Origin of the sequence: Actinocorallia herbida, assembly GCF_003751225.1 — a bacterium.
Lineage (GTDB): Bacteria > Actinomycetota > Actinomycetes > Streptosporangiales > Streptosporangiaceae > Actinocorallia > Actinocorallia herbida.
In genome coordinates, this window is record NZ_RJKE01000001.1 from 8110739 (window position 1) to 8137264 (window position 26526).

26 protein-coding genes are annotated in these 26526 nt (G+C 72.3%); 15 read left to right on the forward strand and 11 right to left on the reverse strand.

Annotation, left to right across the window (positions count from 1 at the left end; translation table 11 throughout):
• Position 1 precedes the first annotated feature (1 nt).
• Positions 2-1291, reverse strand: coding sequence for a M50 family metallopeptidase (locus EDD29_RS36785; protein ID WP_123668815.1), 1290 nt, complete (start codon positions 1289-1291; stop codon positions 2-4).
• A gap of 224 nt (positions 1292-1515) precedes the next feature.
• Here EDD29_RS36785 and EDD29_RS36790 point away from each other — a divergent pair, with 224 nt between their 5' ends.
• The gene (locus tag EDD29_RS36790; RefSeq protein ID WP_123668816.1) at positions 1516-2586 is read left to right on the forward strand and encodes a hypothetical protein; all 1071 of its coding nucleotides are present in this window, start codon (positions 1516-1518) and stop codon (positions 2584-2586) included.
• A 152-nt stretch (positions 2587-2738) separates the two neighbouring features.
• Positions 2739-3062 carry a hypothetical protein gene (locus EDD29_RS36795; RefSeq protein ID WP_123668817.1) on the forward strand — a complete coding sequence of 108 codons (324 nt, stop codon included), beginning with the start codon at positions 2739-2741 and terminating at the stop codon, positions 3060-3062.
• 23 nt (positions 3063-3085) lie between these two features.
• On the opposite strand, the gene cds1 is transcribed toward EDD29_RS36795, so the two are convergent.
• A complete protein-coding gene (gene cds1, locus EDD29_RS36800; protein ID WP_246053595.1) occupies positions 3086-4153 on the reverse strand; it encodes an L-cysteine desulfhydrase Cds1 in 1068 nt (355 codons plus the stop codon).
• A gap of 220 nt (positions 4154-4373) precedes the next feature.
• Here cds1 and EDD29_RS36805 point away from each other — a divergent pair, with 220 nt between their 5' ends.
• The 8 genes from EDD29_RS36805 to EDD29_RS36835 all read left to right on the forward strand — a co-directional run bounded on the left by EDD29_RS36805 (position 4374) and on the right by EDD29_RS36835 (position 13756).
• Positions 4374-5153 carry a bestrophin-like domain gene (locus tag EDD29_RS36805; RefSeq protein ID WP_123668819.1) on the forward strand — a complete coding sequence of 260 codons (780 nt, stop codon included), beginning with the start codon at positions 4374-4376 and terminating at the stop codon, positions 5151-5153.
• Entirely contained in the window at positions 5141-5695 is a 555-nt protein-coding gene (locus tag EDD29_RS45065; protein ID WP_148086218.1) for a hypothetical protein, read from the forward strand. The genes EDD29_RS36805 and EDD29_RS45065 overlap by 13 nt, the downstream gene beginning before the upstream one ends.
• A 104-nt stretch (positions 5696-5799) precedes the next feature.
• A complete protein-coding gene (locus EDD29_RS36810; protein WP_123668820.1) occupies positions 5800-7122 on the forward strand; it encodes a M50 family metallopeptidase in 1323 nt (440 codons plus the stop codon).
• Positions 7123-7227: 105 nt separating this feature from the next.
• Positions 7228-7977, forward strand: a complete 750-nt coding sequence (locus tag EDD29_RS36815; protein ID WP_123668821.1) for a bestrophin-like domain — start codon at positions 7228-7230, stop codon at positions 7975-7977.
• Positions 7974-8825, forward strand: a complete 852-nt coding sequence (locus EDD29_RS47905; RefSeq protein WP_211360126.1) for a hypothetical protein — start codon at positions 7974-7976, stop codon at positions 8823-8825. Before EDD29_RS36815 ends, EDD29_RS47905 begins: the two co-directional genes overlap by 4 nt.
• A 112-nt stretch (positions 8826-8937) precedes the next feature.
• Complete coding sequence (locus EDD29_RS36825) at positions 8938-10326, forward strand: family 2B encapsulin nanocompartment shell protein (protein WP_123668822.1); 1389 nt, start codon at positions 8938-8940, stop codon at positions 10324-10326.
• Positions 10327-10400: 74 nt separating this feature from the next.
• Positions 10401-12734 (forward strand): terpene synthase family protein, encoded by a 2334-nt coding sequence (locus EDD29_RS36830; protein ID WP_123668823.1) that lies wholly within the window; start codon positions 10401-10403, stop codon positions 12732-12734.
• 14 nt (positions 12735-12748) lie between these two features.
• On the forward strand, positions 12749-13756 hold the full coding sequence (locus EDD29_RS36835; protein WP_123668824.1) for a polyprenyl synthetase family protein: 1008 nt from the start codon (positions 12749-12751) through the stop codon (positions 13754-13756).
• Between the two features lie 64 nt (positions 13757-13820).
• On the opposite strand, the gene EDD29_RS36840 is transcribed toward EDD29_RS36835, so the two are convergent.
• Together EDD29_RS36840 and EDD29_RS36845 are read right to left on the reverse strand one after the other, a co-directional pair.
• Positions 13821-14378, reverse strand: a complete 558-nt coding sequence (locus EDD29_RS36840; protein ID WP_123668825.1) for a 3'-5' exonuclease — start codon at positions 14376-14378, stop codon at positions 13821-13823.
• Between the two features lie 145 nt (positions 14379-14523).
• Positions 14524-15105, reverse strand: a complete 582-nt coding sequence (locus tag EDD29_RS36845) for a TIGR03086 family metal-binding protein (protein WP_123668826.1) — start codon at positions 15103-15105, stop codon at positions 14524-14526.
• Between the two features lie 62 nt (positions 15106-15167).
• Here EDD29_RS36845 and EDD29_RS36850 point away from each other — a divergent pair, with 62 nt between their 5' ends.
• Complete coding sequence (locus EDD29_RS36850; RefSeq protein WP_123668827.1) at positions 15168-16007, forward strand: helix-turn-helix domain-containing protein; 840 nt, start codon at positions 15168-15170, stop codon at positions 16005-16007.
• A gap of 86 nt (positions 16008-16093) precedes the next feature.
• Here EDD29_RS36850 and EDD29_RS36855 read toward each other — a convergent pair whose 3' ends face one another.
• From EDD29_RS36855 to purU, 7 genes are all read right to left on the reverse strand, one after another.
• Positions 16094-17353: a serine hydroxymethyltransferase gene (locus tag EDD29_RS36855; protein WP_123668828.1), complete on the reverse strand. Its 1260-nt coding sequence runs from the start codon at positions 17351-17353 to the stop codon at positions 16094-16096.
• Positions 17350-17736, reverse strand: a complete 387-nt coding sequence (gene gcvH, locus EDD29_RS36860; protein WP_123668829.1) for a glycine cleavage system protein GcvH — start codon at positions 17734-17736, stop codon at positions 17350-17352. Before gcvH ends, EDD29_RS36855 begins: the two co-directional genes overlap by 4 nt.
• The gene (gene gcvT / locus EDD29_RS36865) at positions 17733-18878 is read right to left on the reverse strand and encodes a glycine cleavage system aminomethyltransferase GcvT (RefSeq protein ID WP_123668830.1); all 1146 of its coding nucleotides are present in this window, start codon (positions 18876-18878) and stop codon (positions 17733-17735) included. Before gcvT ends, gcvH begins: the two co-directional genes overlap by 4 nt.
• Before the next feature lie 327 nt (positions 18879-19205).
• A complete protein-coding gene (locus tag EDD29_RS36870; RefSeq protein ID WP_123668831.1) occupies positions 19206-19730 on the reverse strand; it encodes an alkaline shock response membrane anchor protein AmaP in 525 nt (174 codons plus the stop codon).
• Complete coding sequence (locus EDD29_RS36875; protein ID WP_123668832.1) at positions 19730-20332, reverse strand: DUF6286 domain-containing protein; 603 nt, start codon at positions 20330-20332, stop codon at positions 19730-19732. The genes EDD29_RS36870 and EDD29_RS36875 overlap by 1 nt, the downstream gene beginning before the upstream one ends.
• A gap of 92 nt (positions 20333-20424) precedes the next feature.
• Positions 20425-21042 carry a YdeI/OmpD-associated family protein gene (locus tag EDD29_RS36880; RefSeq protein ID WP_123668833.1) on the reverse strand — a complete coding sequence of 206 codons (618 nt, stop codon included), beginning with the start codon at positions 21040-21042 and terminating at the stop codon, positions 20425-20427.
• A gap of 54 nt (positions 21043-21096) precedes the next feature.
• A complete protein-coding gene (purU, locus tag EDD29_RS36885; RefSeq protein WP_123668834.1) occupies positions 21097-21939 on the reverse strand; it encodes a formyltetrahydrofolate deformylase in 843 nt (280 codons plus the stop codon).
• 140 nt (positions 21940-22079) lie between these two features.
• On the opposite strand from purU, the gene EDD29_RS36890 reads away from it, so the two are divergent.
• The 4 genes from EDD29_RS36890 (at position 22080) to EDD29_RS36905 (ending at position 26526) form a co-directional block, all read left to right on the forward strand.
• On the forward strand, positions 22080-22943 hold the full coding sequence (locus EDD29_RS36890; RefSeq protein WP_123668835.1) for a CE1 family esterase: 864 nt from the start codon (positions 22080-22082) through the stop codon (positions 22941-22943).
• Between the two features lie 70 nt (positions 22944-23013).
• Complete coding sequence (locus EDD29_RS36895; RefSeq protein WP_123670914.1) at positions 23014-24201, forward strand: amino acid deaminase/aldolase; 1188 nt, start codon at positions 23014-23016, stop codon at positions 24199-24201.
• Between the two features lie 16 nt (positions 24202-24217).
• On the forward strand, positions 24218-25267 hold the full coding sequence (locus EDD29_RS36900; RefSeq protein ID WP_123668836.1) for a carbohydrate kinase family protein: 1050 nt from the start codon (positions 24218-24220) through the stop codon (positions 25265-25267).
• Positions 25264-26526 carry a family 4 glycosyl hydrolase gene (locus EDD29_RS36905; RefSeq protein WP_123668837.1) on the forward strand — a complete coding sequence of 421 codons (1263 nt, stop codon included), beginning with the start codon at positions 25264-25266 and terminating at the stop codon, positions 26524-26526. The genes EDD29_RS36900 and EDD29_RS36905 overlap by 4 nt, the downstream gene beginning before the upstream one ends.

Sequence of the window (26526 nt, forward strand, 5' to 3'; positions counted from 1 at the left end):
GTCAGCCTCGGAGCCGGATCGGGTTCACCAGGTCGGCGTACACCAGCAGCAGGCCCATGAACACCAGGGCCACGCCGACGATGTAGGTGAGCGGCAGGGCCTTGGCCACGTCCACCGGGGCGGGCGCGGGCCTTCCGGTGACCGCGGCGAACCCGCGCTTGACGCCCTCCCAGAGCGCGCCCGCGATGTTGCCGCCGTCCAGGGGCAGCAGCGGGACCAGGTTGAACGCGGCGATGCCGAAGTTGAGCGAGCCGAGGATCATGAGGAACAGCGCGGCCTTGCCCAGCGCCTCCTCGTGCGAGGCGAGGACCTCCCCGCCGATCCGGCTCGCGCCCACGATCCCGACGGGGCCGTTCACATCGCGCTCGGCGTGGTGGAAGGAGGCGTTCCAGACGCCGACCATCTTCTCCGGCAGCCGCGCGAACGCCTTGACCGTCACCGCGGCCATCGTGCCGAACTGGGCGAGCACGTCGCCCGGCCCCTGCCGGACGAACGGGCGGACCGGGGTGATGCCGAGGAAGCCCGCGGTGACGGTCTTCTCGGGATGCGCCAGATCGTTGACCTGGTTGGCGATGGGCATCGCGGTCAGATCGAGCGTCTTGCCGTCCCGCTCGACGCGCAGCGCCACCGGGCGGCCCGCGGACTCCCGGATCAGCCTCTGGAACTGCCGGTAGGCGGTGACGGGCGCTCCGTTGAACTCCAGCACCCTGTCGCCGGGGCGCAGGCCGGCCGCGGCGGCGGGCGTCGGCGCGTCGGCCGGGGTGCACGCCCGCCCGGTCTCGGTCGCCGGGACGACGCACGCCGCGACCGTCCCGATCGTGGTGGACGGCTCGCGCACACCGATCCCCATGAGCGCCGCGCCGAGGAAGACCAGCGCGAGCACGAAGTTCATGAGCGGCCCTGCGAAGGAGATCAGCGCTTTCTGCCACCACGGTTTCGCGTAGAAGACCCGGTTCCCGTCGCCCGGCCCGACCTCCTCCAGCGCGCTCTCGCGGGCGGAGTCGATGAGCTGGGCGAACCGGCCCGTCGAGGACCTGCGGAGCGAGCCTTCGGGGTCGCCCGCGCGCGGCGGCAGCATCCCGATCATCCGGACGTAGCCGCCGAACGGAATCCATTTGACGCCGTACTCGGTCTCGCCCCGCCGCCAGGACCGCACGGTCGGCCCGAACCCGACCATGTACTGCGGGCACCGCACCCCGCACCATTTGGCGAAGACCAGATGGCCCAGCTCGTGCAGCGCGATCGACGCCATGAGCAAGCCGAAGAACAGCACGATCCCCAACACCGTCATCACACCCGCGCCCTACCCCCGCCCCCTCCCCCGCCCAACCCGGCGCGAATGATCTTGACCGCCCGCTGACCGCTTCGGTGCCGGCACCCGAGTCAGCGCCCCGCCGGCCCACCCGACGACCGAACCGGCACCACCGATCGCCGTTCATGCCCGATTTGGCCTTTTTCGCGATCTTGGACTAGGTAAGATCACAGACTTCCCCCCACATCTCGGATTGCGAGTCCATGCGTCACACGCTCCTCCGCGCCGCCGCCGCACTCGCGGTGCTCGCCGCGTCCCTCGGCCTGTCCGCCCCGGCCACGGCCGCCCCGGAAGGGACGACGGCGATGCGCGTCGTCCTGGATCCCATGCCCGCACAGGTCTCCTATGGCGACACGCTCCAGTTCAGCGGCCGGATCCAGTACCTCATCGGCGACACGTGGCGATATCCGGGCGACTACCAGACCGACGTCAGGCTGGAGACCCCGGACGGCGAGGTGTACCCGGATCTCGACGCAGCGGGCGGGTTCTCCCTCCGCTACGAGATCACCGCGCCGTACACCTTCCTCGCCGAAGGGTGGTCCGGCGGGACCACCGACCACCCGGGCATGTTCTGGGCGGCGCCGGTGGAGCACCGCGTCACGCTCAAGCCGGAGGCGTACATCACCTTCGCGCGCATGACCTACGACGCCTTCGGCCGACTCGAGGCGAACTACTGCACCGGCACCCGGACCGGGGGACCCGCTCCCGCCGGGCCGGTGTACCTCCAGTACTCCGCCGACGGCAGGACCGGGTGGGCCACGAAGGCCACCGGCAAGCGCGGGTGCCAGTGGGTGGCGGCGACCTGGCCGCGCTCCGGCTACTGGCGGCTGAAGTCCAAGGCCGACGCCGTGTACCCCTCGGCCGTCAGCACGGTCCGCAGGGCACTGCGCTGGCGTACCGAGATCAACAAGATCAAGGTCTCGCCGCGCAAGACCGACGTCGGCAAGAAGGTGACGGTCACCGGCCGCCTCACCAGGTACGCCGAGGGCCGCAAGAACAAGTTCGGCTACCCGGACCGGCAGATCCAGGTCATCTTCCACTGCAAGGGCAAGAAGAACTGGTGGCTGAGCGCCAAGGGCCGCACCGACAAGCGCGGTCACTTCAAGATCAAGGCCAAGACCTACTGCGACTCCTCGTTCGCCGCCGAGTTCCGCGGCGGCTCCGACACCTTCGCGACGGGTTCCACCAACGAGGTCTACGTCGAGACGTACGGCGCGCCGCTCACGACCGGCCGCATGCTCCCCGCGACGCCGCCGACGGTGTCACTGGGCTGACCATTGAGGCCCGGCGGGGAACCATCTGCGGTCCTTTCCTCGTCGGGCCTTAAGCAGCCGTACACGAACCGATCAGAAGGCAACGAACGTCTCAAAGCGGAAGACGCATGGGTCGGGGGACCCGGCGGGGACGTCCAGAAAGGGAAGGTGCTGTGGATTTCGAGCTGGGACGCGGGGTCGACGCGAACGACCCCGTGCAGATGCACGCGACACTGGCGAAGGCGGTCCGGCGGCGGGAGGCCGACGAGGCGGCCCGCGTGGCCGAGCAGCGCGCAACCTCGGGGCGGGAGCCGTTCAGCATGGCGGAACTCCGGGCGCACTACCCCGTCGACCTCGATCTGCGGGGACGGCCCCTGGAGGAGCGCGACGTCAGGTCGTACGAGCGGCGCTACTACCTGTGGGCGCCGCCCGAGGTCAGGACCATGGAGGCGTTCGCCGCCTACCTCAGCCTGCTCCGCGACAACGGCGTGGGCTGAGGCAGGCGCACCGAGCAAGCGCGCTAGGCCGGGGGCAGAAGGGCGCGCAGCTCCTTAAGGTGCGGAGCGATGTCGATGCCTTGGGCGGCCAGCCACGCGTCCGACAGGTAGGTGTGCGTGTAGCGCTCGCCGCCGTCGCAGATCAGCGTGACGACGCTGCCGCGCTCGCCCCGCGCCCGCATGTCGGCGATGATCTGGAGCGCGCCCCACACATTGGTGCCGGTCGAGCCGCCGACACTGCGGCCCGTCACCTCCGCCGTCCAGCGCATGCAGGCGAGCGAGGCGGCGTCCGGCACCCGGTACATCCGGTCGATCACCGTCGGCAGGAACGACGGCTCCACCCGGGGCCTGCCGATGCCCTCGATCCGCGAGCCCTTCGCCGTCAGGGACGGATCGCCGCTCACCCAGGACTCGTAGAACGCCGAGCCTTCCGGGTCGACCACGGCGAGCCGGGTCTGGAACCTGCGGTAGCGGACGTACCGCCCGATCGTCGCGGCGGTGCCGCCCGTGCCCGCGCTCACCACGATCCACGCGGGCTCCGGGTGCGGCTCCAGCGCGAGCTGCTCGAAGATCGACGCCGCGATGTTGTTGTTGGCCCGCCAGTCCGTCGCCCGCTCGGCATAGGTGAACTGGTCCATGTAGTGGCCGCCGGTCTCCGCCGCGAGCCGCGCCGCCTCGGCGTAGATCGTCGCCGGGTCGTCCACGAAGTGGCAGCGGCCCCCGTGGAACTCGATGAGCGCGCACTTCTCCGGGCTGGTCGTGCGCGGCATGACGGCGATGAACGGCAGCCCGAGCAGCCGCGCGAAGTACGCCTCGCTGACCGCGGTCGAGCCGCTGGACGCCTCGATCACCGGCGTCCCCTCCCGGATCCAGCCGTTGGACAGCGCGTAGAGGAAGAGCGACCGTGCCAGGCGGTGCTTCAACGATCCCGTCGGGTGGACGGACTCGTCCTTCAGATAGAGCTCCACGCCCCACTCGGGCGGCAGCGGGAAGACGTGCAGATGGGTGTCGGCGCTCCGGTTGGCGTCCGCCTCGACCTTGCGGATCGCCTCGGCGATCCAGGCCCTGCGGGAGGGCTCGCAGCGGTCCACCGCGTGCACCGGCTGCGGCCCGCCCGCCCGCGCCTTCTTCGGCTTACGCGGCTTGCGCTCCGACTCGTCCCGCTCGACCGAACCCATCGGACATCTCCTTCACCGTGATCCCGGGCATCAGACTATTCGCGCACGTGGGCGCGCTCGCCCCGCACAAAGACCGGCCGTCACCGAGCGTGTCCATGCGGGGACGCGGGGGCAGGAGGGCTTGGATGGGCGCATGGTTGTCCGCTCGATCCTCTGCGCCCTCGCCGCCGTCGCACTCGTCCTCCTGCTCGCCAAGCTGACGGAGCGGCGCGGCTCCTGGGACCGCGACGGCGACTCCGCCCCCGACGGGCCGACCGCGGGCCACGCCGGAGCCACCATGTCCGCGCTGTTCCTCCTGGTCTTCGCGATCGCGGTGATCGTCCCGTGGACCGCCGCCGACTCCGCCCGGCAGAACACCCACGCCGAGGCGCAGTCCCTCGTCGAGGCCTACTGGTCCGCGGGCCTCCTCCCGGCCGGGAGCCGCGACACGATCCGGGACGGCCTGCGGTCCTACACCGCCTTCGTGATCGACGACGAGTGGCCGGTGATGCGCGACGAGTCGAGGCTCACCGCCGAAGGCTGGCACCGGCTCGACGACTTCCGCGGGCGCCTCGACGCCCTCTCCTTCACCGACGGCGCCCGCAAGGACGCCCTCGACGACATCCGCGACCAGGTCAGGGACGTCTACGCCGCGCGCAGGCAGCGGGCCTCCGACGTCGAGGCCGCCCTCCCGTCCGGGGTGCTGTTCTTCACCGTGCTCACCGGTCTCGCCATGATCGTCCTGCCGTTCCTGCTCGGCGCCCGCCCCCAGGGCCGCGCCCTCCTCCCGCTCGCCCTCATGGCCGCGATGCTCGGCGTCGGGGTCTACCTGGTCTTCGACATCGACCACGTGTTCGCCGGGGCGCTCGGCGTCGCGCCGACCGCGTTCCAGACCGCCGTCGCCGAGTTCGACCGGGTCCCGTGGGCAGGCTGAGCGCGATGGCGCTGGCCGCCCTGGCGGCGGCGACGGTCACGGGGTTCCGGCCGGAGCCGCCGGAGCCCGCGCCGAGCCACTGGTTGCAGATCGATCTTCTTCCGCATCGGACCTCGCCGATGCCGCTGCCCGCACCCGGGCTGCCCGAGCCTTCCGCCACCGGCACGCGGCCCCGGCCCGCACCGGTTCCGATGGCTCCGCCTGCTCCTGTGCCCCCGCCCGTCATCGGGCGTCCGGAGCCGTCGGGGGCGGTCGGGTCGACGGCGGCGGGCTCCCCGCGCGCTTCGGTGGCCGCCTCCGCGGCGTCCCCTGGCGGCGCGGGGCCTCGCCGTTCCGGCCGCCCGGCCCGCTCTTCGCCCAGAGCGGACAAGCCGGCGCCGGGGACCGTGCCGCGGGACCGGGCGCGGCCCGCGCGGATCGACGCCTCGGGCTTCCAGCCATTGCGGACGCGCCAGGAACCGCTCAAAGCGGTGCTCGTCGTGGTCGTCGTGGCGGTCGTCCTCACCGGGCTCGTGGGCGCGGTCTTCCCCGCCCTCCGCTAGGAACCGCTGGGAACCGTTCCCGGGGGCCGGTACGTTTGTCAGGGAATCCTGGGGATGTGGCCGCCTTTCGGGCCGCGCACGGCAGTGTGGAGTGGGGACGGGCAATGGAAACACTGATCGTGCTGGGCGGCGCACTGCTGTTCCTGGTGCTGCTCATGGCCTCGATCGCGTTCCACGAGCTGGGGCACCTGTCGTTCGCCAAGCTCTTCAAGGTCCGCGTCCCGCAGTACATGGTGGGATTCGGCCCGACCCTCAAGTCCTGGCGGCGGGGCGAGACCGAGTACGGGATCAAGTGGATCCCCCTCGGCGGCTACATCCGCATGATCGGCATGCTGCCGCCCCGCAAGGACGACCCCGAGGGCATGCTGCGCAACTCCTCCACCGGCCGGTTCCAGATGCTCATCGACTCCGCGCGCGAAGGCGCCCTGGAGGAGGTCGGCCCCGGTGACCGCGACCGCGTCTTCTACTCCAAGCAGTGGTGGCAGAAGCTGCTGATCATGTTCGCCGGCCCCGCCGCGAACCTGCTCCTCGCCTTCGTCTTCTTCGCCGTGCTGATCATGGGCTTCGGCACCATGCAGGCCACCCCGACCATCTCCTCGGTCGCCAAGTGCACGATCCCCGCGGCCGAGGCCTACAACGCCGACGGCACCGCGCGCGAGTGCACCGCCGAGGAGACCGCCCGCTCCACGCCCGCCGCCAAGGCCGGGTTGCAGCCGGGCGACGTGTTCGTCTCCTTCGCGGGCCAGAAGATCGACGACTACCCCGAGCTCCAGGGCCTGATCCGCGAGTCGGCCGACAGAAGCGTCGCGGCGGTCGTCGAGCGGGACGGCAGGGAGGTCCCGATCACGCTCCAGGTCACCGCCAACCAGCTCCCCGACCTGAAGGACCCGGAGAAGACCGTCACCGTCGGGTTCGTCGGGATCACCCCGCTCACCGACCGGGTCCAGGGCGGCCCCGTGGACGTCGCCACCCAGATGGGCGACATGACCGTCCGCACCCTCGAGGCGTTCGTCAACCTGCCCGAGAAGATGGTCGGCGTCTGGCAGGCCGCGTTCAGCGGCGAAGAGCGCGACCCCGAGGGACCGATCGGCGTCGTCGGCGCCTCCCGGCTCGGCGGCGAGATCCTCGCCTCGGAGAACCCCGGCATCGAGAAGCTCACCTGGTTCATCGGACTGCTCGCGTCGCTGAACTTCGCGGTCGGCATGTTCAACCTCATCCCGCTGCTGCCCCTGGACGGCGGCCACATCGCCGGCGCGCTCTGGGAGGGCGTCAAGCGCGGCGCGGCCCGGGTGCTGCGGCGGCCCGACCCCGGCTACGTGGACGTCGCCAAGCTGCTGCCGCTCACCTACGCGATGAGCCTCGTGCTGCTGGTGATGGGCGCGCTGCTGGTCTACGCCGACCTGATCAACCCGGTTCGCCTGACCTGAGCCTTCTCACCAGATCGGAACTGTTCGATCACTTTGCGTGTCTCCGGCCCTACGCAGGGGTTAGCGTTGACTACCTGAAGTCAGCCCCTGCTCCGGGAGTCGGCCATGTTCAAACTTCCTTCGACCCGACGCCGCGACGGCGGGCAGGACGAAGGCCACCGGACCCGCCACGACGACGCCCCCCTGGACGACGCCCCGGACGGCCCCACCGCGGGTTACGCCGGGGCCATGCTCTCGGCGCTCTTCCTCGTGGTCTTCGCGATCGCGGTGATCGTCCCGTGGACCGTCGCGGACTCCGCCCGGCAGAACACCTACGCCGAGGCGCAGGCCCTGACCGAGGCGTTCTGGGCGGCGGGCGACCTGCCGGAGACCGACGCGCTGATGGTCCGCGGAGCCCTGCGCGAGTACACCGCCTTCGTCGCCGACGCCGAGTGGGCGCCCATGGCCGAAGGGCGGCTCGACGAGGCGGGCTGGGCCGAACTCGACGCGCTCCGGCACGACCTCGGTGAGCTCCCGTTGAAGGACCGCGACCAGATCGACGCCCGCGACGCCGTCGACGAGCAGCTCACCACGGTGTTCGCCGCGCGCAGACAGCGGGCCGTGGACGCCGGGGCGCCGCTCCCGTTCGGCGTGCTCGTGCTGACCGTGGTCACCGCAGGGCTCGTCCTCGCCTTCCCGGTCCTGTCGGGGGCCCGCCCACGTGGCAGGGTCCGGCTGACGTACCTGCTCATGGCCCTGGCCATGGCCGTGAGCGTCTACCTGGTCTTCTCGATCAACCACACGTTCACCGGGCCGCTCGGCGTCGGCAACGACGCGTTCCGGACCGCCCAGCAGGAATTCGCGCGGGTCCCATGAGGCGCCGCCCCGCCGCGGCGCTGGCCGCCGCCGGGCTCGGCGCCGCAGTCCTGGGCGGGATGGCGCTGGCCCCCGCGCCCGCCCACGCCGACCCCGGAATCGTCCTCTGCCTGGGTGCCGACCTCGTGCTGATCAAGCTCGACATCGTCATCATCATCGGCCCCGGCGAGTGCGCCGACCCCGCACCGGAACCGCCCGCGCCCGAACCCGAGCCGCCCGCGCCCGAACCGGAGGCCCCCGCCCCGGAACCCGAGCCCCCGGCGCCAGAGCCGGAACCGCCGGCGCCCGAACCGGAGGCCCCCGCGCCCGCGCCGGAAGCGCCCGCACCCGCGCCCGAGGCACCCGCGCCGGAACCCGGGGCGCCCGCGCCCGCTCCCGAGGCCCCGGCGCCCGCTCCGGCCCCGCCCGCCCCCGCGCCGGCTCCCGGTGCCCCGGCACCGCCCGCGCCCGCACCACCCGCACCCGCACCCGGGGCACCCGCACCCGCACCCGGAGCGCCCGCACCCGCACCGGGCGCACCCGCGCCGGCGCCGGGCGCTCCGGTGCCGCAGCCGGGCCAGCCCGTCGCGCAGCCGGGCGACCCCGCGCCGCCCGCCTTCCCGGACATGCCGCCGCCGGTCTCCCTGGCCGGACCGCCGCCCGCCGAGCCGTCCACGGACCCACGGGCCGAGTCGCCCCCGGCGTCGCCGTCGGCGTCCCCGGAGGCGGCCGAGCCGGTGCGGGCGCGCCCCCGCGCGGCCTTCACGCCGCTGGAGGAGGAGCGCAACCCGTTCGGCACCGTGCTCGCGGTGACCGTGGTGACGGCGGTCGTCTCAGCAGGCACGGGAACCGTCTTCCGCATCAGGTGACGCAGAGGTCTCCGCACTGTCACCAGTCAGATAGATCGCAACCTATTGCGATCATCAAGTTACCGTTAGTAACTTCCCAACTGGCAAGCTCCCCGAGCGAAAGCGGTAACGCATGACCGAGACAGTGGACCGCACCCAGCAGCAGCTCAGCCTCGGCACGGCGGCGGCCAAGAATCTGGCCTCCACCACCAAGACCCCGCCGCAGATGCAGGAGATCACCTCCCGCTGGCTGCTCAAGACCCTCCCGTGGGTCCAGGTCTCCGGCGGCACCTACCGGGTGAACCGGCGGCTGACCTACACCCTGGGCGACGGGCGGATCGAGTTCGTCTCGACCGGCGCCCGCGTCCAGGTGATCCCGGCGGAGCTGGCCGAACTGCCGGTACTGCGCGGATTCGAGGAGCCCGAGGTGCTCCAGGCCCTCGCCGACCGCTGCGTCCAGCGCGAACTGGCGCCGGGGGAGGTCTTCGCCGAGTCCGGCGCGGCCGCCGACCACGTCGTCTTGGTGGCGCACGGCAAGATCCAGAAGATCGGCACCTCCAAATACGGCGAGGAGGCCCGCCTGGGCACCTACGCCGACGGCGAGTTCATCGGCTCGGACGCGCTGGTCGGCGAGCACGAGTGGGAGTACACGCTGCGGGCGCAGACCCCGGTCACCGTGCTGACCCTCGCCCGGTCGGACTTCCGCCAGATCCGCGACTCCTCACCCGCCCTCCAGGCCCAGGTGGCCGCCTTCCTCGCCAGCCCGGTCCCCGAGCAGAACCACTACGGCGAGAAGTCCATCGACCTGTCGTCGGGCCACTCCGGCGAGCCCATCCTGCCCGGCACCTACGTCGACTACGAGGGCTCACCGCGCGAGTACGACCTGTCGGTCGCGCAGACCGTCCTGCAGGTGCACACCCGCGTCGCCGACCTGTTCAACGAGCCCATGAACCAGGTCGAGCAGCAGCTCAGGCTGACCATCGAGGCCCTGCGCGAGCGCCAGGAGCACGAGATGCTCAACAACCGCGACTTCGGCCTGCTGCACAACGCCGACCTCCGCCAGCGCATCCAGACCCACAGCGGCCCGCCCACCCCCGACGACTTCGACGAGCTGCTGTCGCGCCGCCGGGGCTCGAAGTTCTTCCTCGCCCACCCCAAGGCCATCGCCGCCTTCGGCCGCGAGTGCAACAAGCGCGGCCTGTACCCGACCACGGTCGACATCGGCGGCCACCAGATCCCGGCCTGGCGCGGCGTCCCGATCTTCCCCAGCAACAAGATCCCGATCACCCCGCAGCAGACCAGCTCCATCCTGGTCATGCGCACCGGCGAGGAGGAGCAGGGCGTCGTCGGCCTGCACCAGACCGGCATTCCCGACGAGTACCAGCCGTCCCTGTCCGTCAGGTTCATGGGCATCAACGACCAGGCCGTCATCCAGTACCTCGTGAGCGCCTACTACTCCTGCGCGGTGCTGGTGCCCGACGCCCTGGGCGTCCTGGAGAACGTCGAGATCGCGCACACCTGACACCCCCCGGCGCGGGCCGCCCGGGGCCCGCGCCGGACCCGTGCGCACCCGCCCGACGACGGAGGAACCCCCGGATGCCCCAGCAGCCCTTCGACCTGCCCGAGTTCTACCTGCCCTACCCGGCCCGGCTCAACGGGCACGTCGAATCCGCCCGCGCGCACGCCAAGGAATGGGCGTGGGAGACGGGCATCCTCGGCTCGCCGGTGTGGACGGAGGCCGAGTACGACGCGCACGACTACGCCCTGCTGTGCGCCTACACCCACCCGGACTCCCCCGGGCCGGTCCTCGACACCGTCACCGACTGGTACGTCTGGGTCTTCTACTTCGACGACCACTTCCTCGAGCTGTTCAAGCGCACCGGCGACGTCGCGGGCGCCCAGGCCTACCTCGACAGGCTCGCGCTGTTCATGCCGGTCGACCTCGAGGACGGGTTCCCCGAGCCGGCCAACCCCGTCGAGAAGGGCCTCGCCGACCTGTGGGCCAGGACCGTCCCGGCGATGTCCCGGGAGTGGCGCGCGCGGTTCGCGGCCAACACCGAGGCGCTCCTCGAGGAGTCGCTGTGGGAGCTGGTCAACATCAACGCGGGCCGGATCGCCAACCCCATCGAGTACGTCGAGATGCGCCGCAGGGTCGGCGGCGCGCCCTGGTCGTCGGACCTCGTGGAGTACGCGGCCGACGCCGAGGTGCCCGCCGCGATCGCCGCGGCCCGGCCCGTCAACGTCCTGCGGGACTCCTTCGCCGACGCCGTGCACCTGCGCAACGACCTGTTCTCCTACGAGCGCGAGGTCGGCGACGAGGGCGAACTGTCCAACGCGGTGCTGGTCTTCGAGGACTTCTTCGGCCACGACACCCAGACCGCGGCGGAGCTCACCAACGAACTGCTCAGCTCCCGGCTCTACCAGTTCGACCACACCGCGGTCACCGAGATGCCGCTGCTGCTCGCCGAGCACGGCGTCGGCGCGGACGGCGCGGCGAAGGTCGCGGCCTGGATCAAGGGTCTCCAGGACTGGCAGTCCGGCGGCCACGAATGGCACCTGCGCTCCAGCCGGTACATGAACTCCGGCGCGGGCCTGCGCTACTCGCCTTCGGGCCTCGGCACATCGGCGGCCCGGATGTTCCCGTCGCCGCAGAACCTCGGCGCCGGCAGGTTCCGCGCCTACACCCACGTCCCGTTCCGGCGGGTCGGCCCGACGGCGATCCCCGACCTCGACCCGCCCTACCCGCTGCGGCTCAGCCCGCACCTCGACCACGCGCGGAGCGCGAACGACTCGTGGAGCCTGGCGACGGGCATCGGCGCGCCGGGCTCGCTGTGGACCGAGCGGCAGCTCAAGGGCTTCGACTTCCCCCTGTGCTCGGCCGGGCTCGACCCCGACGCGACCGCGGACGAACTCGTCCTCTCCTCGCAGTGGCTGACGTGGGGCACCTACATCGACGACTGGTTCCCGCGCCTCTACGGCGGCGCGAAGGACGCGCTGGGCGCCCGCGCGTTCGCGGTGCGGCTCGCGGACTTCATGCCGCTGGACCTCGGCGAGACGCCGCAGCCGCTCAATCCCGTCGAGGCGGGCCTCGCCGACCTGTGGCGGCGGACCGCCGAGCCGATGTCGCAGCGCCGGCGGGCGGGCTTCCACAGGGCGATCTCGATGATGATCGACGCGATGGCCTGGGAGGTCGGCAACCTCGTCCAGCACCGGCTGCCCGATCCCGTCGACTATGTGGAGATGCGCCGGGCCACGTTCGGCTCGCAGCTCACCATGTTCCTCTCCCGGCTCGCCCACGAGAAGGACATCCCGGACGAGTTCTTTGAAAGCCGGACACTTCTCTCGATCAACAATGCGGTTTCTGATTTTGGAATGTTCACCAATGACCTGTACTCCTATCAAAAGGAGATCGAATTCGACGACGAGCTGCACAACATCGTCCTCATCCTGGAGAATTTCCTGAACATCGGAAAGGATGAGGCGGTTTCGACGGTCGCCCGGCTCATGGCCGACCGGCTGCGGCAGTTCGAGCACCTCGTCGCGGCCGAGCTGCCCGTCGTGTCCGACCGGCTCGGCCTGGACGCCGCCGCGCGCACCGCGGTGGCCGCCTACCTGGACGAGCTGCGCGACTGGATGGTCGGCATCGTGCACTGGCACCGGCACACCAGCCGCTACCTGGAGTCCGAGCTGAAGCCCCTGGCCCACCTCAGGACGGCGGGCGCCTCCGCACCGCGCCCGTCCGGGCGCCGTCCGTCCGCAGAGCTCCCCGTGCCCACCGGCGCGGGCTCCGCCGGGACGGCGACCCCGGGCCGCGGCGGCCGGCCCGCCGCGGCGAGCGCCGCGCCGCCCGCGGTCGAGCACCGGCCGCTGCCGCTCTACCCGCGCGGCCTGGGCACGGCGGCCGCCCACCTTCCCCGACCGCAGAGCTAGAGAGGCAGGCACCCATGACAGCCGTACACGAGGTGGCGGAGCAGGCCGCGGAGGTCCTGGCGCGCGGCAGGACCCTGGTCGAGCCCGCGATGCGCGAGGCCGTCGACTCCCTGCCCGACCCCGTCCGTCTGATCACCGGCTACCACATGGGCTGGTGGGACCGCGAGGGCGCGTCCACCCCGTCCGCGGGCAAGGCGCTGCGCCCGACCCTCGCGGTGCTCGCCGCCGAGGCGGTCGGCGGCCGGGCCGAGGACGCGGTGCCCGCCGCCGTCGCGGTCGAACTGGTCCACAACTTCTCACTGCTGCACGACGACGTCATGGACGGCGACGTGCTGCGCCGCCACCGCCCGACGGCCTGGCACCTTTTCGGGAACGGTCCCGCGGTCCTCACCGGGGACGTCCTGCTGGCCCTGGCGATCGAGCTCGTCGCGTCCAACGGCCTGCCCGCCCGGATGGTCACCTCGGCGGTGCTCGACCTCCTCGACGGCCAGAACTCCGACCTCACCTTCGAGTCGCGCACCGACGTCACCCTCTCGGAGTGCGTCGCGATGGCGGTGAACAAGACCGGCGCCCTGGTCCGCTGCGCCTGCGCGCTGGGCGCGACCGCGGGCGGCGGCACCCCTGAGCAGATCGCCTCCCTCGGCCTGTTCGGCGAGCACCTCGGCCTCGCCTTCCAGTACATGGACGACTTCCTCGGCATCTGGGGCGACCCGGCCGCCACCGGCAAACCCGCCCACTCCGACCTTCTCAACCGCAAGAAGTCACTCCCGGTCGTCGCCGCCCTCACCGCGGGCACCCGCACCGCCGCCGCCCTCGCCGAGTCCTACCACTCCCCCGCCCCCCAGGACCCCGCCCACCTGGCCCGCCTCGTCGAAGCCGCCGGCGGCCGTTCCTGGACCCTCGACCGCCTCGCCCAGCTCCGCAACCAGGCCACCGCCACCCTCACCGCCCTCACCCTCGCCCCCGCCCCCACCGCCTCCCTCATCACCCTCACCCACCTGGCCACCGACCGCACCCGCTAGTACCCCCGAGCCGGACGGAGCGCGGCGCCCCCGACCCCCAGCCGCCCTCCGTCCTCCCCTTTTCTCAACCGGGCCACCTGCCGAGCGCCGCGAGGTGCAGCACCAGCGCGGCGGCGTTCCACGCGTCGTCGGCGCCCCTGTGCTCGGTCCCGTCGCCGGTGAGGCCGGCGAGCCGCAGCGCCTCGGGCCGCGACGGGCGGTGCCCGAGCCCGTGCGCTTCGGCGAACACCGCCTTGGCGTCGGTGTGCCGGTCCGAGAAGGGGTAGGGCACGCCGTCCCTTGCGCACTGGCTCCGGAAGATCTCCCGGTCGAACCCGCCCCAGCTCGCCCACGGCCGCCGCCCCGCGTCGTGGGCGCGCGCGAGTTCCGCGCACCCCCACCCGAAGGGCGGGGCCGCTGCGAGGTCCGCGGCGGACAGCCCGGTCAGCTCCGTGCAGAACCGCGACACTCGGGAGCGTCCGGGCCGGACCAGGAGGCGGTCGCGGGCGAGCCGCACCCCGGCGGCCAGGTCCACCACGCAGACGCCGATCTCGATGATCTCGGCGGTCTCACCCGGCGGTGCCATCCGGCCCGGCCAGCAGGTCGCCTCGACGTCCACCACGTTCAGCAGCAGCGCTCCCATACGGGAGACGCTAGAACCGCGGCCGACGGCCGGACCAGGGACCAGGGTCCCCCAGGAGACCCGTTCCGGGCCCCGCGACGACGGCGCTCCGGGTCCGGGAGCACGGCGGTGGCCGCGCCCCGTGCCGGAGACCGGGTCCGCCGGTTCAGGCCGTCCAGCCGGGGTCGCGGCCGGAGGCGGCCAGGGCCTTGTGCAGGGGGGAGGCGGTTTCCGGGAGGGGGACTTGGGCGGCGAAGCCGTCGTATTGGCGGTACATCTCGGCGACTTCGGCGACGCCGGTGTGCAGGAGGGCGGCGGCGGGGTCGGAGAGGTCGAGGTCGGCTCCGACGGAACGGGCGACGTCCCAGGTGTGCAGGGCCAGGTCGGCGAAGAGGAGGGCGGCGATCTGAGGGGCCGGGGTAGCGCCCGCGCCGGAGGTGATGTCGCCTTCCCAGACCTCGGGCCGCGACCAGGCGGCGACGGCGCGGTCGAGGGCCGCGGCGAAGTCCGCGCGCCAGGACGGGGTCGCGGTGAAGTCCACCTCGGTGAGCGCCTCGGGGAGCTCCTGGCGCAGCGCGCGGTGCTCCAGGGCGTGCGAGCCCCACAGGATCCAGTGGTTCACCAGGGTGCGCAGGTCGAACTCCGTGCACGGGGTGGGGCCGCCGAGCGCGTCCTGCGGGACGAGCGCCGCGACCCGGGCGGCCTCGGCGGCGGTCTCTGCGATGGCCTTGAAGAGATCTTCGTTCATGTGTTCGAGGTTAATCACGTGTTCCCCTGCGGTCTTGGACAAACGCGACATAGCCTGGGGCGATGGCAGAGACGGCGAACCCGCAGGCGGGGACTGGTGGGCGCGGACTGCGGGAGGCGCGCGGGGTCGTGCGCCCCGCCGAGATGGCCCGGCACATCGCACTCGACCAGCGGCCGCCGGATCCGGGCCTCGCCGCGTTCGTGGAGCACCACTGGTGCGTGCGGTGGCGGGTCGCCGAGCCCTATGACGCCAAGGTGCTGAGCCACCCGAACGTCCACCTGGCCTTCGAGCCGGAGGGGCCGTTCGTGTACGGCGTCGACCGGAGCGTGTTCGTCCGGCGTCTGAACGGGGCGGGACATGTACTGGGCGTCAAGTTCCGGCCCGGAGCCTTCCGCGCCCTGCTCGACGGCCCCGTCGCCGATCTCGCCGACCGGAGGATCGACGCCGCCGCGGTCTTCGGCCCCTCCGTCCTGGCCGTCAACGCCGCCGTCCAGGCCAGGACCGACCTGGCGGACATGACAGCGGACGCCGAGTCCTTCCTGGGCCCGCTGCTTCCCGCCGAACCCGATCCGCAGGCAGTCCGGGCCGCCGGACTCGTCGCCCGGTTCACCGCCGAGCCGTCCCTCGTCCGGGTGGACGACGCCGCGGACGAAGCGGGCCTCTCCGTCCGGGGCCTCCAGCGGCTCTTCGCCGAGTACGTGGGCGCCTCCCCCAAGTGGGTGCTGCGCCGCGCCCGCCTTCACGAGGTCGCCCAGCGCGCCGCCGCGGGCGCCGGCATCGACTGGCCCGCTCTGGCCGCCGACCTCGGCTACACCGACCAGTCCCACCTCATCCGCGACTTCACCGGCGCGGTCGGCGAGAGCCCCGCCAGGTACTCGGCCGCCGCCTCGCCGCGAGGCTGATCGGTGTTCGGGCGCCCGGCCCCGCAAAGGGCCGCGCCCCGCCCGGAAGGGTCCGGACGGGGCGCGGGTGGAACTGCTCTCGGGGCTTACAGGCCGGGGTAGAGCGGGTGCTTGTCCGCCAGGGCCTTGACGCGGGCCGCGAGGGACTCGGCGTCGAACTCCGGCTGGAGGGCCAGCGCGATGATGTCGGCGACCTCGGTGAAGTCGTCGGCGGTGAAGCCGCGGGTGGCCAGGGCCGGGGTGCCGATGCGCAGGCCCGAGGTGGTCATCGGGGGGCGCGGGTCGTTCGGGACGGCGTTCCGGTTGACGGTGATGCCGATCCCGTGCAGGCGGTCCTCGGCGTCGCGGCCGGTCAGCTCGGAGTCGACCAGGTCGACCAGGACCAGGTGCACGTCGGTGCCGCCGGTGAGGACCTTGACGCCCGCCTTGGCGGCGTCGTCGGCCAGGAGGCGCTCGGCGAGGATCTTCGCGCCCTCGACGGTGCGCTGCTGGCGCTCCTTGAACTCCTCGGACCCGGCGATCTTCAGCGCGACGGCCTTGGCTGCGATCACGTGCTCCAGCGGGCCGCCCTGCATGCCGGGGAACACCGCGGAGTTGATCTTCTTGCCGAGCTCCTCGCGGGCGAGGATCAGACCGCCGCGCGGACCGCCGAGGGTCTTGTGCGTGGTGGTGGTGACGATGTCGGCGTGCGGCACGGGCGACGGGTGCAGCCCGGCCGCGACCAGGCCCGCGAAGTGCGCCATGTCCACGAACAGCAGCGCGCCCACGGAGTCGGCGATCTCCCGGAACTTCGCGAAGTCCAGCTGGCGGGGGTAGGCCGACCAGCCCGCGACGATCATCTTCGGCCGGTGCTCGGCGGCGAGCGCCGCGACCTCGGCCATGTCGACCCGGCCGTCCTCGGGGCTGACGTGGTAGGGCACCACGTTGAGGAACTTGCCGGAGTAGTTGATGCGCATGCCGTGCGTCAGGTGGCCGCCGTGCGCGAGGTCGAGACCGAGGATGGTGTCGCCGTGGTCGAGCAGCGCGAAGTAGACCGCGGTGTTGGCCTGGGCGCCCGAGTGCGGCTGGACGTTGGCGTGCTCGGCGCCGAACAGGGCCTTGGCCCGGTCGATCGCGAGCTGCTCGGTGACGTCGACGTACTCGCAGCCGCCGTAGTAGCGCTTGCCGGGGTAGCCCTCGGCGTACTTGTTGGTGAGGACCGAGCCCTGCGCCTCAAGGACGGAGACGGGGGCGAAGTTCTCCGACGCGATCATCTCGAGGGTGTGCTGCTGCCGGCCCAGCTCAGCGCGGACCGCGTCGTAGACCTCGGGGTCGACGTCCGACAGATGCTGGAAAAGGGTGCTCATGCTTCCTCGATGATCTTGTTGTAGGACTCCGCGTCGAGCAGGTCCGGCTGGTCCTCGTCGATCCTGATGCGGAACAGCCAGCCCTCGCCGTAGGCGTCGGCGTTGATGATGCCCGGGTCGTCGACGACCGCCTGGTTGACCGCGACGATCTCGCCGGACAGCGGCGAGTAGATGTCGGAGACCGACTTGGTCGACTCGGCCTCGCCGCACGGCTCTCCCGCCGTGACGGACTGGCCTTCCTCGGGCAGCTGAACGAACACGATGTCGCCGAGGGCGTCGGCGGCGTAGTCGGTGATGCCGACGGTCACGACGCCGTCCTCACCCTCCAGGCCGGAGACCCACTCGTGCTCCTCGGTGTAACGGAGCTGCTCAGGAACACTCACTTGTTCGTCCTCTTGTTGCGATCCTCACCGGCCCCGGCAGGGCGGTGTTCACGGTGGTAAAACGGCAGGTCGACCACGTCGACCGCCTCGTGCTTGCCGCGGATGTCCACGGCGACGGGCCGGGCGCCCCTCCGGACCGAGGCCAGCGCGATCGGCTTGCCCAAGGTCGGCGACGGCGCCCCGCTGGTGACGGTGCCGCACGGCTCGCCGTCCTCGCCGATCACGGCGTATCCGGCGCGCGGGACCCTGCGCCCCACGGCGACCAGCCCGACCAGCTCGTGCTCCGGTCCGGCCTCGGCGACCGCGGCGAGGGCGTCCCGCCCCACGAATTCCTTCTCCAGCCGGACGACGCGGCCGAGACCGGCGTCGTACGGGGTGGTCTGAGCGGTCAGCTCATGCCCGTACAGCGGCATTCCGGCTTCGAGCCGGAGGGTGTCGCGGGCGGACAGCCCGCAGGGGACGAGGTCGGCCCCGCCCGCCTCGGTGAGCGCCCGCCACAGGGGGGCCGCGTCCTCGGCGGCGACGAACAGCTCGAAGCCGTCCTCCCCGGTGTAGCCGGTGCGCCCGATGAACGCCGACCGGCCCGCGACGGTGCCGCTGACCAGCGCATAGTACTTGAGGCCGGACAGATCGGCGTCGGTGAGGCGGGCGACGATCTCGGCGGACTTCGGGCCCTGGACGGCGATCAGCGCCCAGGAGTCGGAATCGTCCGAGACGGTGGCCTCGTAGCCCTTGGCCCGTTCCGTCAGCTCGGCGGCGACGACCTCGCGGTTGGCGGCGTTGGCGACGACCATGAACCCGTGGTCGCTGAGGCGGTAGACGATGAGGTCGTCCAGCACCCCGCCCTCGGGGTTGACGATCATGGTGTAGCGGGCCCGGCCGTTCGTCAGCCCGGAAGGGGTGCCGACGAGCGCGTGGTCGAGGGCCTCAGGGGCCTGGGCGCCGGTGACGAAGATCTCACCCATGTGGGAGATGTCGAAGATCCCGGCACCGGTCCGCACCGCGTTGTGCTCGACGGTCTCCGAGCCGTAGCGCAGCGGCATGAGGTAGCCCGCGAAGTCGACGAGGGTACCGCCGAGTTCCCGGTGGATCTCCAGAAGCGGCGTGGTCTTGGCGGGCTCTGCCGAAGAGGTGGCGGACACGGTGGGCTGGCTCCTTGGTGACCGTGAGTGCGTCGGACGGAACCCATCGTCCCATCCACGGGTATGGGGCCCGTGACCTGCCCCCGCACTCTATCGCCGTGGCGAGACCGGCGGCGCGGACGGTTCCGCGGCGCCGGTCTCAAGCAGAAGGTCCAGCCAGTTCGTCTCGGATGATCGAAGTCCCCTCTCCTCGCTTCCGTCACTCCGTGAGGAGCGACTTGCTATGAACGATACGGAGCACTCTCCCCCGAGACACCTGCGAACCCGGCAAATACCGGTAGAGCACTCTTTAACGACCTTCGGCCGCTTTCCGGCCCGCCGCGCCCGTCAGGCGAGGCGGGTCTCGTGGTAGACGAGGCGGAATCTGACGACCGAGTGCAGGCCGACGAGGCCGACGGCCTCGCGGAAGCGGGCGAGCGGGGCCTCCCGGATCATGCCGAGCAGCAGGCCGAGGTCGGCGCTCTCCTCGCACGAGACGTGCAGGACGAGCCGGGAGCGAGACCGCGAACCGGTCAGCCTGAGCTCGACCTCCTTGACGCCGGGCAGGTCCTGGAGTTCGGAGGTCAGGTCGGCCAGGGCCGCCCGGGTGCGCACCCGGCGGGCGCCGCGCATGAGCGGGAACCTGCGCAGCGCGGCGGCCCGCCCCTCGGTGACGAGCCAGTACAGCCCGGCGCCCGCGGCGACCGTCAGCACGGCGGTGACGAGCGGCCAGAACCAGGCGTGGTCGGCCGCGAAGGACGCGAGGTCCGCGCCGAGGACGGGCTTGGCGCCGCCGTCGGCGCACAGGCGCAGCACGAGGCCGCCGGCGGCGCACAGCGCGAAGCCGGTCAGCAGGAGTCCGGGGCGCGCCATCAGCGCCGCCAGACCACGGAGAGGGCGAGCGGACGGTCGCGCACCGGCTCGATCTCGCCGAGCCGGGACATGACCGCCCGGCGCACGAGATCGGCGAGATTGCCCGGGTTGCGGTACCCGGTGGCGATCTCCAGCTCGATCCTGCGCCCGATCACCGCGTGCGCGCCGGTGACCCCTGCCACGCCGCACGCCGCGTTCTCCACGGACCTGGCGAGCGCGTCGCGGCTCAGCGCCGCCGAGCTCCCCGGATCCGCCGCGCCGATCGCCTCCATCGGGCGGCGGGCGGGCCAGACGGCGTGCGCGAGCAGCGCGAGGCCGCCGAGCAGCATCCCCCAGCCCGTGGCCGCCACGGACGGATCGGCCCAGGGCGTCGCGCGCAGATCGGCGGCGATCGCCTCGACGAACTCCGGCGGCACCGCGTGCATCCCGTGTCTTCGCGCGACGATCTCGGCAGCCGCCGCCGCGCACAGTGCGGCGGTGGCCGCGGCGGTGAAGAGCGCGGCGACGGTCCGGCGCGGCTGGAACTCCTCCTCCGCCCGCAGCCGGGTCTGCCTGCGCAGGGCGGTATCCCCGAACAGCTCTGTGACCAGCGTCTCAGCCATGGACACGCACAGTAACGGCCCGGCCGTATTGAGGCATGCCCGACAGGTCCATGATCAAGAAAAGCCGGGTGCCGGACCGGCCCGCCCGCCCCTCAATGGAGCGTCTTACCCTCCTTCAACATCAGGACGAACTTCTCGATCCTGGCGGAACGGGTGGCGGCGCGCTTCGCCTCCTCGATCCGGAAGACGATCGCGAACCTGTTCTGCGAGCTCAGCGTGGCGAAGAAGGCCGCGGCCTCCGGCTCGGTGTCGAGCGCCGCCTGGAGATCGGGCGGCACCTCCCGGCTCGACTGCGGCGCGTACGCCGCGGCCCACCGGCCGTCCGCCTTCGCCGCCTCGACCTGGGCCAGGCCCGCCGGACGCATCAGGCCGCGCGCCTCCAGGGCCGCCACCTTCTCGGTGTTGATCTTCGACCAGCGGCTGCGTGGTCGGCGCGGGGTGTACTTCTGGAGGAAGTGCACGGCGTCCAGGGCCTTGCGCTGGCCGTCGATCCAGCCGAAGCACAGCGCGTGGTCCAGCGCCTCCGCCGTGGTCACCGAGGCGACGCCGCTGCCCTTCTTGGCGACCTTGATCCAGACGCCGGCGGCCGTGCCGTGCTCGGCCTCCAGCCACGCCTCGAAATCCGCCGCCGTCGCGAACTCCAGCGTCGGCAGGCCATCGCCGCCCGCCGCCCCGGCCGCCTGTTCCCGCACACCCGTCTCCCCGTCCATGCCCCCGACGCTAGCCGCGGGGTACGACAGTTCCGGGTCGCCGGCGCGGATCGGTCAGCGGAAGACGACGGTCTTGTCGCCGTTCAGCACCACCCGGTGCTCGGCGTGCCAGCGCACCGCGCGGGCGAGCGCCAGGCACTCCATGTCGCGGCCGACCCGGCGCAGGTCCTCGGGCGTCTGGGTGTGGTCGACCCGCCCCACCTCCTGCTCGATGATCGGCCCCTCGTCCAGGTCGGGCGTGACGTAGTGGGCGGTCGCGCCGATCAGCTTGACGCCCCGGGCGTGCGCCTGGTGATAGGGCTTCGCGCCCTTGAACGACGGCAGGAACGAGTGGTGGATGTTGATCACCCGGCCCTGGAGCTTCGCGCACAGGTCGTCGGTGAGGATCTGCATGTACCGCGCGAGCACGACGAGATCGGCCCGGTAGTGCTGCACCAGGGTCAGGATCTCGGCCTCCTGCGCCGCCTTCCCCATCGACATGGGCAGGTGGTGGTAGTCGATCCCGTACGACTGGGTGAGCGGCCGCATGTCCGGATGGTTGGACACCACCGCGACGACGTCGATGTCCAGCAGCCCCGACCGCACCCGGAACAGCAGGTCGTTGAGGCAGTGCCCCTCCCGGGACACCATGATCAGCACCTTCATCCGGCTCGCCGCGTCCCCGAGGTGCCAGTCGAAGGCGAACTCGGTCGCGATCGGCGCCAGCAGAGTCTGGAGCTCGCCCAACGGCAGTTGTGCGTCGAACTGCACCCGCAGGAAGAACCGCCCCGTCGACTGGTCCCCATACTGCTGGCTCTCCAGGATGTTGCAGCCCTTCTCGGCCAGCAACCCCGAGACCGCCGCCACGATCCCGGGCCGGTCCGGACACGACAGCGCCAGGATGTAACTCAAGCCCAACCCTCACAGCCTGCTCGATTCGGCCGGCTCGAACGCGGGGCGTCCCGCCCCGACTCCGCGGCCGCACGTAAGCCCCCGAGTCTATGCGCTGGTCGCGGACCCCCGGACGGCCCGGCCGGTAGGCGCTAGATTCACCACGTATGCAGCGACTTACGGCACTGGTTCTGCTCTGCTCGGTCTTGACCGCCTGTTCCGGCGGTGACATCGGACAGCTCGAGGATCCCGGACCGCGCACGCCGTCTGCCGAGCGCGGCGGCATCCCCGTCTCGCAGGGCACGCACGTCATGCGGCTCGACCAGCCCGGATTCCGCGACCGCGAGTACCGCCTGCGCGTGCCGCGGAACTTCGACGGGCCGCTGCCGCTGGTGCTCGCCGTGCACGGTGGCGCCTCCACCGCGGAGCGGTTCCAGGAGGAGTCCGGCTTCGACGCGGTGGCCGACGACAAAGGCTTCCTCGTCGCCTACCCGGAGGGCTTCCTGCGCAGTTGGAACGCGGGTCCCTGCTGCGGCCCGGCCAAGGTCGCCAAGGCCGACGACGCGGGCTTCCTGCGCACCCTGATCGACCGCCTGGTCAGGGCGGGCGTCGCCGACCCGGAGCGGGTGTTCGTCGCGGGGTTCTCCAACGGCGGGGGGATGGCCTACCGGCTGGCGTGCGAGGGGCCGGGACGGGTCAAGGGGATCGGGGTGGTGTCGGCGTCACTGGTGATCGGGTGCGAGCCGGAGCGGCCGGTGTCGGCGATGATCGTGCACGGGCGGAAGGACACGTCGGTGCCGTTCCAGGGCGGGGGACGCCGGGACTTCGACGACTCCCGGCCGTACGCGCCGGTGTCGAAGGCCGTCACCTTCTTCCGGAAGGCCGCGGGCATTGCGGCCTTGACGTCCGACAAGGGGTGCCGGGCGGGGAAGCGGAAGGGGATCGCCGTCCGGTTCTGCCCGCACGGCGGCGGACATGTCTGGCCCGAGAACGCCGCCCGGGACCTGTGGAGGTTCTTCGCGGCCCTGTGACCGGCGCCCCACTGGGCGAAATGGACATGAAGTCTTTTCACGTTTCATGTTCTGTGGCAGGCTGGACGGCATGGACCCCCTGAAGCTCAAGGCGCGCTATGACGCGGCCACCGCCGCGTTCGACGCGCCGTTCGCGATAGTCGACCTCGACGCGTTCCGCGCGAACGCGGCCGACCTCGTGCGCCGGGCGGGGGGCAAACCCGTGCGGGTCGCCAGCAAGTCCGTGAGGGTGCGGGCGCTGCTGGACGAGGTCCTGAAGATGGACGGGTTCGCCGGGATCATGGCGTTCACGCTGCCCGAGGCCCTCTGGCTCGCCGCGCACGGGACCAGCGACGACATCCTCGTCGCCTACCCCACGGCCGACCGCGGCGCGCTGCGCAGGCTCGCCGACGACGAGCACGCCGCCTCCGTCGTCACCCTGATGGTGGACTGCGTCGAGCACCTCGAACTGATGCCGTCCGACGGCCACCCGATCCGGGTGTGCATGGACATCGACGCCGGATACCGGGTGCTCGGCGGCCGGATCAAGGTCGGCGCGCAGCGGTCCCCGATCGTCACGCCGGCCCAGGCCCGCGCGTTCGCCGAGGAGATCGCCAAGCGGCCGAACCTGCGGCTGGTCGGCATCATGGGTTACGAGTCGCAGATCGCCGGGGTCGGCGACGCACCGGCCGGGCAGCCCGCCAGGGCGCGGATCATCCGGGCCATGCAGTCGCGGTCCAGGCTCGAGCTCGCGGCCCGGCGCGGCGAGATCGTCCGGCGGGTCCGCGAGGTCGCCGACGTCGAGTTCGTCAACGGCGGCGGCACCGGCAGCGTCGAGTGGACCGTCGCGGAACGGGCGATCACCGAGGTCGCCTCGGGCTCCGGGCTCTTCCACCCGCACCTTTTCGACCACTACACGGCGTTCCACGGCATCCCCGCCGCGCTGTTCGCGCTGCCCGTCGTGCGGCGGCCCGGCCCGGGCGTCGCGACCTGCCTCGGCGGCGGCTACCTGGCGTCCGGCCCCGCCGACGCGCTGCGCCTGCCCCAGCCGTACCTGCCGCCCGGCCTGAAGTTCACCGCGCTGGAGGGCGCGGGCGAGGTCCAGACTCCGCTCACCGGGGCCGCCGCCGACCGGCTGGAGATCGGCGACCGGGTCTGGTTCCGGCACACCAAGGCCGGCGAACTGTGCGAGCGGTTCGAGGCCGTACATTTGATCTCGGGCGAGCGCACCGTTCGCACCGTCCCGACCTATCGTGGCGAGGGACAGACCTTCCTTTAACGCCGGAGGTGGGCCGATGAGCGACCCGTGCGGCGGGCGCCCCGAGCCGACCACCGCGGGCCTCGACGTCTTCCTGTCCGGCCAGGTCTACATGGACATGATCTTCACCGGGCTGCCCGGTCCGCCCCCTCCCGGCGGCGAGGTCATCACCGACGGCCTGGGCTCGGCCCCCGGCGGCGTCGCCAACATGGCGGTGGCGATGAGCCGGCTCGGCCTGCGCGTCGGCCTCGCCGCGGCCTTCGGCGACGACATCTTCGGCACCTATCTCTGGGACACCCTGGCCGAGCAGGAGAACGTCGACCTCGCCTGGTCCCGGCGGATGCCGGGCTGGTCGAGCCCCGTCACCGTCTCGCTCGCCTACGACGCCGACCGCAGCATGGTCACGTACGTCAATCCGCTCCCGCCGCTCGCGCCCGTGGGCGCCCCGCCCCCGGCCAGGACCTGCGTCATCGACATCGCCCAGCCCGTGCCGCCGTGGGCGGTGGAGCTGCGCGCCGCGGGCGGCCTCGTGGTCGCCGACCTCGGCTGGGATCCCACCGAGACCTGGTCGGCCGACGTGCTCGACCGGCTCAGGCACGTCGACATCTTCCTGCCCAACGCCGTCGAGGCGATGGCCTACACCCGGACCTCGACCCCCTCCGCCGCGCTGGAGCACCTGGCCCGGCTCGTGCCGACCGTCGTCGTCAAGCGCGGGGCCGAGGGCGCGCTCGCCGCGCACGGCCGGGAGCGCGCCGCCGAGCCCGCGCTGCCGGTCGACGCGCTCGACCCGACGGGCGCGGGCGACGTGTTCTGCGCCGCGTTCGTCTACGGCACCCTCGCCGGGTGGGGGCTGCCGCAGCGGCTGCGGTTCGCCAACCTGTGCGCGGGCCTGTCGGTGCGGCACTACAGCGGCTCGCTCGGCGCGCCCTGCTGGGGCGAGATCGCCGCGTTCGGGGAGACCGGAGAGGTCCCCGGCGAGGTGCTGGAGAACTACGCGTTCGTGGTCGAGCACATCCCCGATTCCGAGCTGGACCGCGGGCCCGAGTCCGTCGCGCGGGCCCAGCCGACCCTGAGAGGACGCCAGTGAAGATCGCCGTCGTGGGCGCGGGAAGCGGCTACCTGCCGGGGGTCGTGCGCGGGGTGCTGCACCGGGCGGACGACCTGCGCGGCGCCGAACTCGCCTTCCACGACCCGGACGTCCCGGCGATGGAGCTGATGGCGCGGCTCGCCCGCGGCATGCTCAAGGGCCTGTGCCGGGTCACCGAGCATCCGGCGCTGAAGACCGCCCTGGACGGGGCCGACTTCGTCTTCACGACGTTCCGCCCCGGCGGGATGCCCGCCCGCCACCTCGACGAGGCGATCCCGCTCGGGCACGGCGTCGTCGGCCAGGAGACGGCAGGGCCCGGCGGGTTCCTCATGGCCTGCCGGTCGGTGCCCGTGCTGCTGGAGCTCGCCGAGCTCGCGCCCGAGAACGCCTGGATCGTCAATTACACCAACCCGACCAGCGTCGTCACCGACGCGGTGCTCCAGCGCTTCCCGGGGCGCCGCTTCCTCGGCCTGTGCGACCAGAGCGTCGGCGACACCGAGATGTGGGAGGACCTCCTCGGCCTCGAAGGGCTGGAGCCCGACTGGATCGGCCTGAACCACCTGACCTGGGCCGACACCGTCCGCCACCGCGGCATGCCCCTCGACCTCGCGCCCCTGCTCGCCGCGCTGGAGCCCCCGGACGGCGGCGCGACGCCCTGGCGGGACCCTTCCCGGATGGCCGACCTCGGCAAGGCACTGGGATTCCTCCCCAACTCCTACGCCAAGTACTACTTCTTCCATGACGAGGTCGTCGCCGAGCTGCGCAAGAAGGGCACCACCCGAGCGCAGGACATCATGGGGACGCTCCCCGCGTTCTACGCCCAGGTCGAAGCCGAGTCACGCAAGGCCGATCCCGACCCGTCACGCGAGCGGGGCGGCGGGGAGCACGGCGAGTTCGCGATCGACGTCATCTGCGCGATCGCCGGGGACGAGGGCCGGAGGATGGTGCTCAACGTGCCGAACACCGGGCGTGCGATCCCGTCGCTGGCCGCGGACACCGTGGTGGAGATGCCCTGCCTGGTGGACGCCCGGGGCGCGGCGCCGCTGCCCGTCGGCGACCTTCCGCTGCCGGTGCGCGGCCTCACCCAGGCGGCCGCGTGCTACGAGCGGCTCGCCTCGCGGGCGGCGACCACCGGCGACCGCGCGGTGGCGCTCCAGGCGCTGATGGCGCATCCGTTCGTGCCGGGCAAGCGGGCGGCCGAGGCGATCCTCACCGAGGGCCTGGCGGCGCACGCCGCCGATCTGCCGCAGTTCCGCTGA

Bases quoted from the DNA above. Each gene is read 5' to 3' on its own strand.
- EDD29_RS36880 (WP_123668833.1), bottom strand. From the start codon at position 21,042: ATGGACGGGGAGACGGGTGTGCGGGAACAGGCGGCCGGGGCGGCGGGC.
- EDD29_RS36815 (WP_123668821.1), top strand. From the start codon at position 7,228: ATGTTCAAACTTCCTTCGACCCGACGCCGCGACGGCGGGCAGGACGAA.
- EDD29_RS36835 (WP_123668824.1), top strand. From the start codon at position 12,749: ATGACAGCCGTACACGAGGTGGCGGAGCAGGCCGCGGAGGTCCTGGCG.
- EDD29_RS36830 (WP_123668823.1), top strand. From the start codon at position 10,401: ATGCCCCAGCAGCCCTTCGACCTGCCCGAGTTCTACCTGCCCTACCCG.
- EDD29_RS36845 (WP_123668826.1), bottom strand. From the start codon at position 15,105: ATGAACGAAGATCTCTTCAAGGCCATCGCAGAGACCGCCGCCGAGGCC.
- EDD29_RS36900 (WP_123668836.1), top strand. From the start codon at position 24,218: ATGAGCGACCCGTGCGGCGGGCGCCCCGAGCCGACCACCGCGGGCCTC.
- EDD29_RS36870 (WP_123668831.1), bottom strand. From the start codon at position 19,730: ATGGCGCGCCCCGGACTCCTGCTGACCGGCTTCGCGCTGTGCGCCGCC.
- EDD29_RS36890 (WP_123668835.1), top strand. From the start codon at position 22,080: ATGCAGCGACTTACGGCACTGGTTCTGCTCTGCTCGGTCTTGACCGCC.
- EDD29_RS47905 (WP_211360126.1), top strand. From the start codon at position 7,974: ATGAGGCGCCGCCCCGCCGCGGCGCTGGCCGCCGCCGGGCTCGGCGCC.
- EDD29_RS36850 (WP_123668827.1), top strand. From the start codon at position 15,168: ATGGCAGAGACGGCGAACCCGCAGGCGGGGACTGGTGGGCGCGGACTG.
- EDD29_RS36875 (WP_123668832.1), bottom strand. From the start codon at position 20,332: ATGGCTGAGACGCTGGTCACAGAGCTGTTCGGGGATACCGCCCTGCGC.
- EDD29_RS36785 (WP_123668815.1), bottom strand. From the start codon at position 1,291: ATGACGGTGTTGGGGATCGTGCTGTTCTTCGGCTTGCTCATGGCGTCG.
- EDD29_RS36810 (WP_123668820.1), top strand. From the start codon at position 5,800: ATGGAAACACTGATCGTGCTGGGCGGCGCACTGCTGTTCCTGGTGCTG.
- EDD29_RS36805 (WP_123668819.1), top strand. From the start codon at position 4,374: ATGGTTGTCCGCTCGATCCTCTGCGCCCTCGCCGCCGTCGCACTCGTC.
- EDD29_RS36855 (WP_123668828.1), bottom strand. From the start codon at position 17,353: ATGAGCACCCTTTTCCAGCATCTGTCGGACGTCGACCCCGAGGTCTAC.
- EDD29_RS36825 (WP_123668822.1), top strand. From the start codon at position 8,938: ATGACCGAGACAGTGGACCGCACCCAGCAGCAGCTCAGCCTCGGCACG.
- EDD29_RS36790 (WP_123668816.1), top strand. From the start codon at position 1,516: ATGCGTCACACGCTCCTCCGCGCCGCCGCCGCACTCGCGGTGCTCGCC.
- EDD29_RS36895 (WP_123670914.1), top strand. From the start codon at position 23,014: ATGGACCCCCTGAAGCTCAAGGCGCGCTATGACGCGGCCACCGCCGCG.
- EDD29_RS36840 (WP_123668825.1), bottom strand. From the start codon at position 14,378: ATGGGAGCGCTGCTGCTGAACGTGGTGGACGTCGAGGCGACCTGCTGG.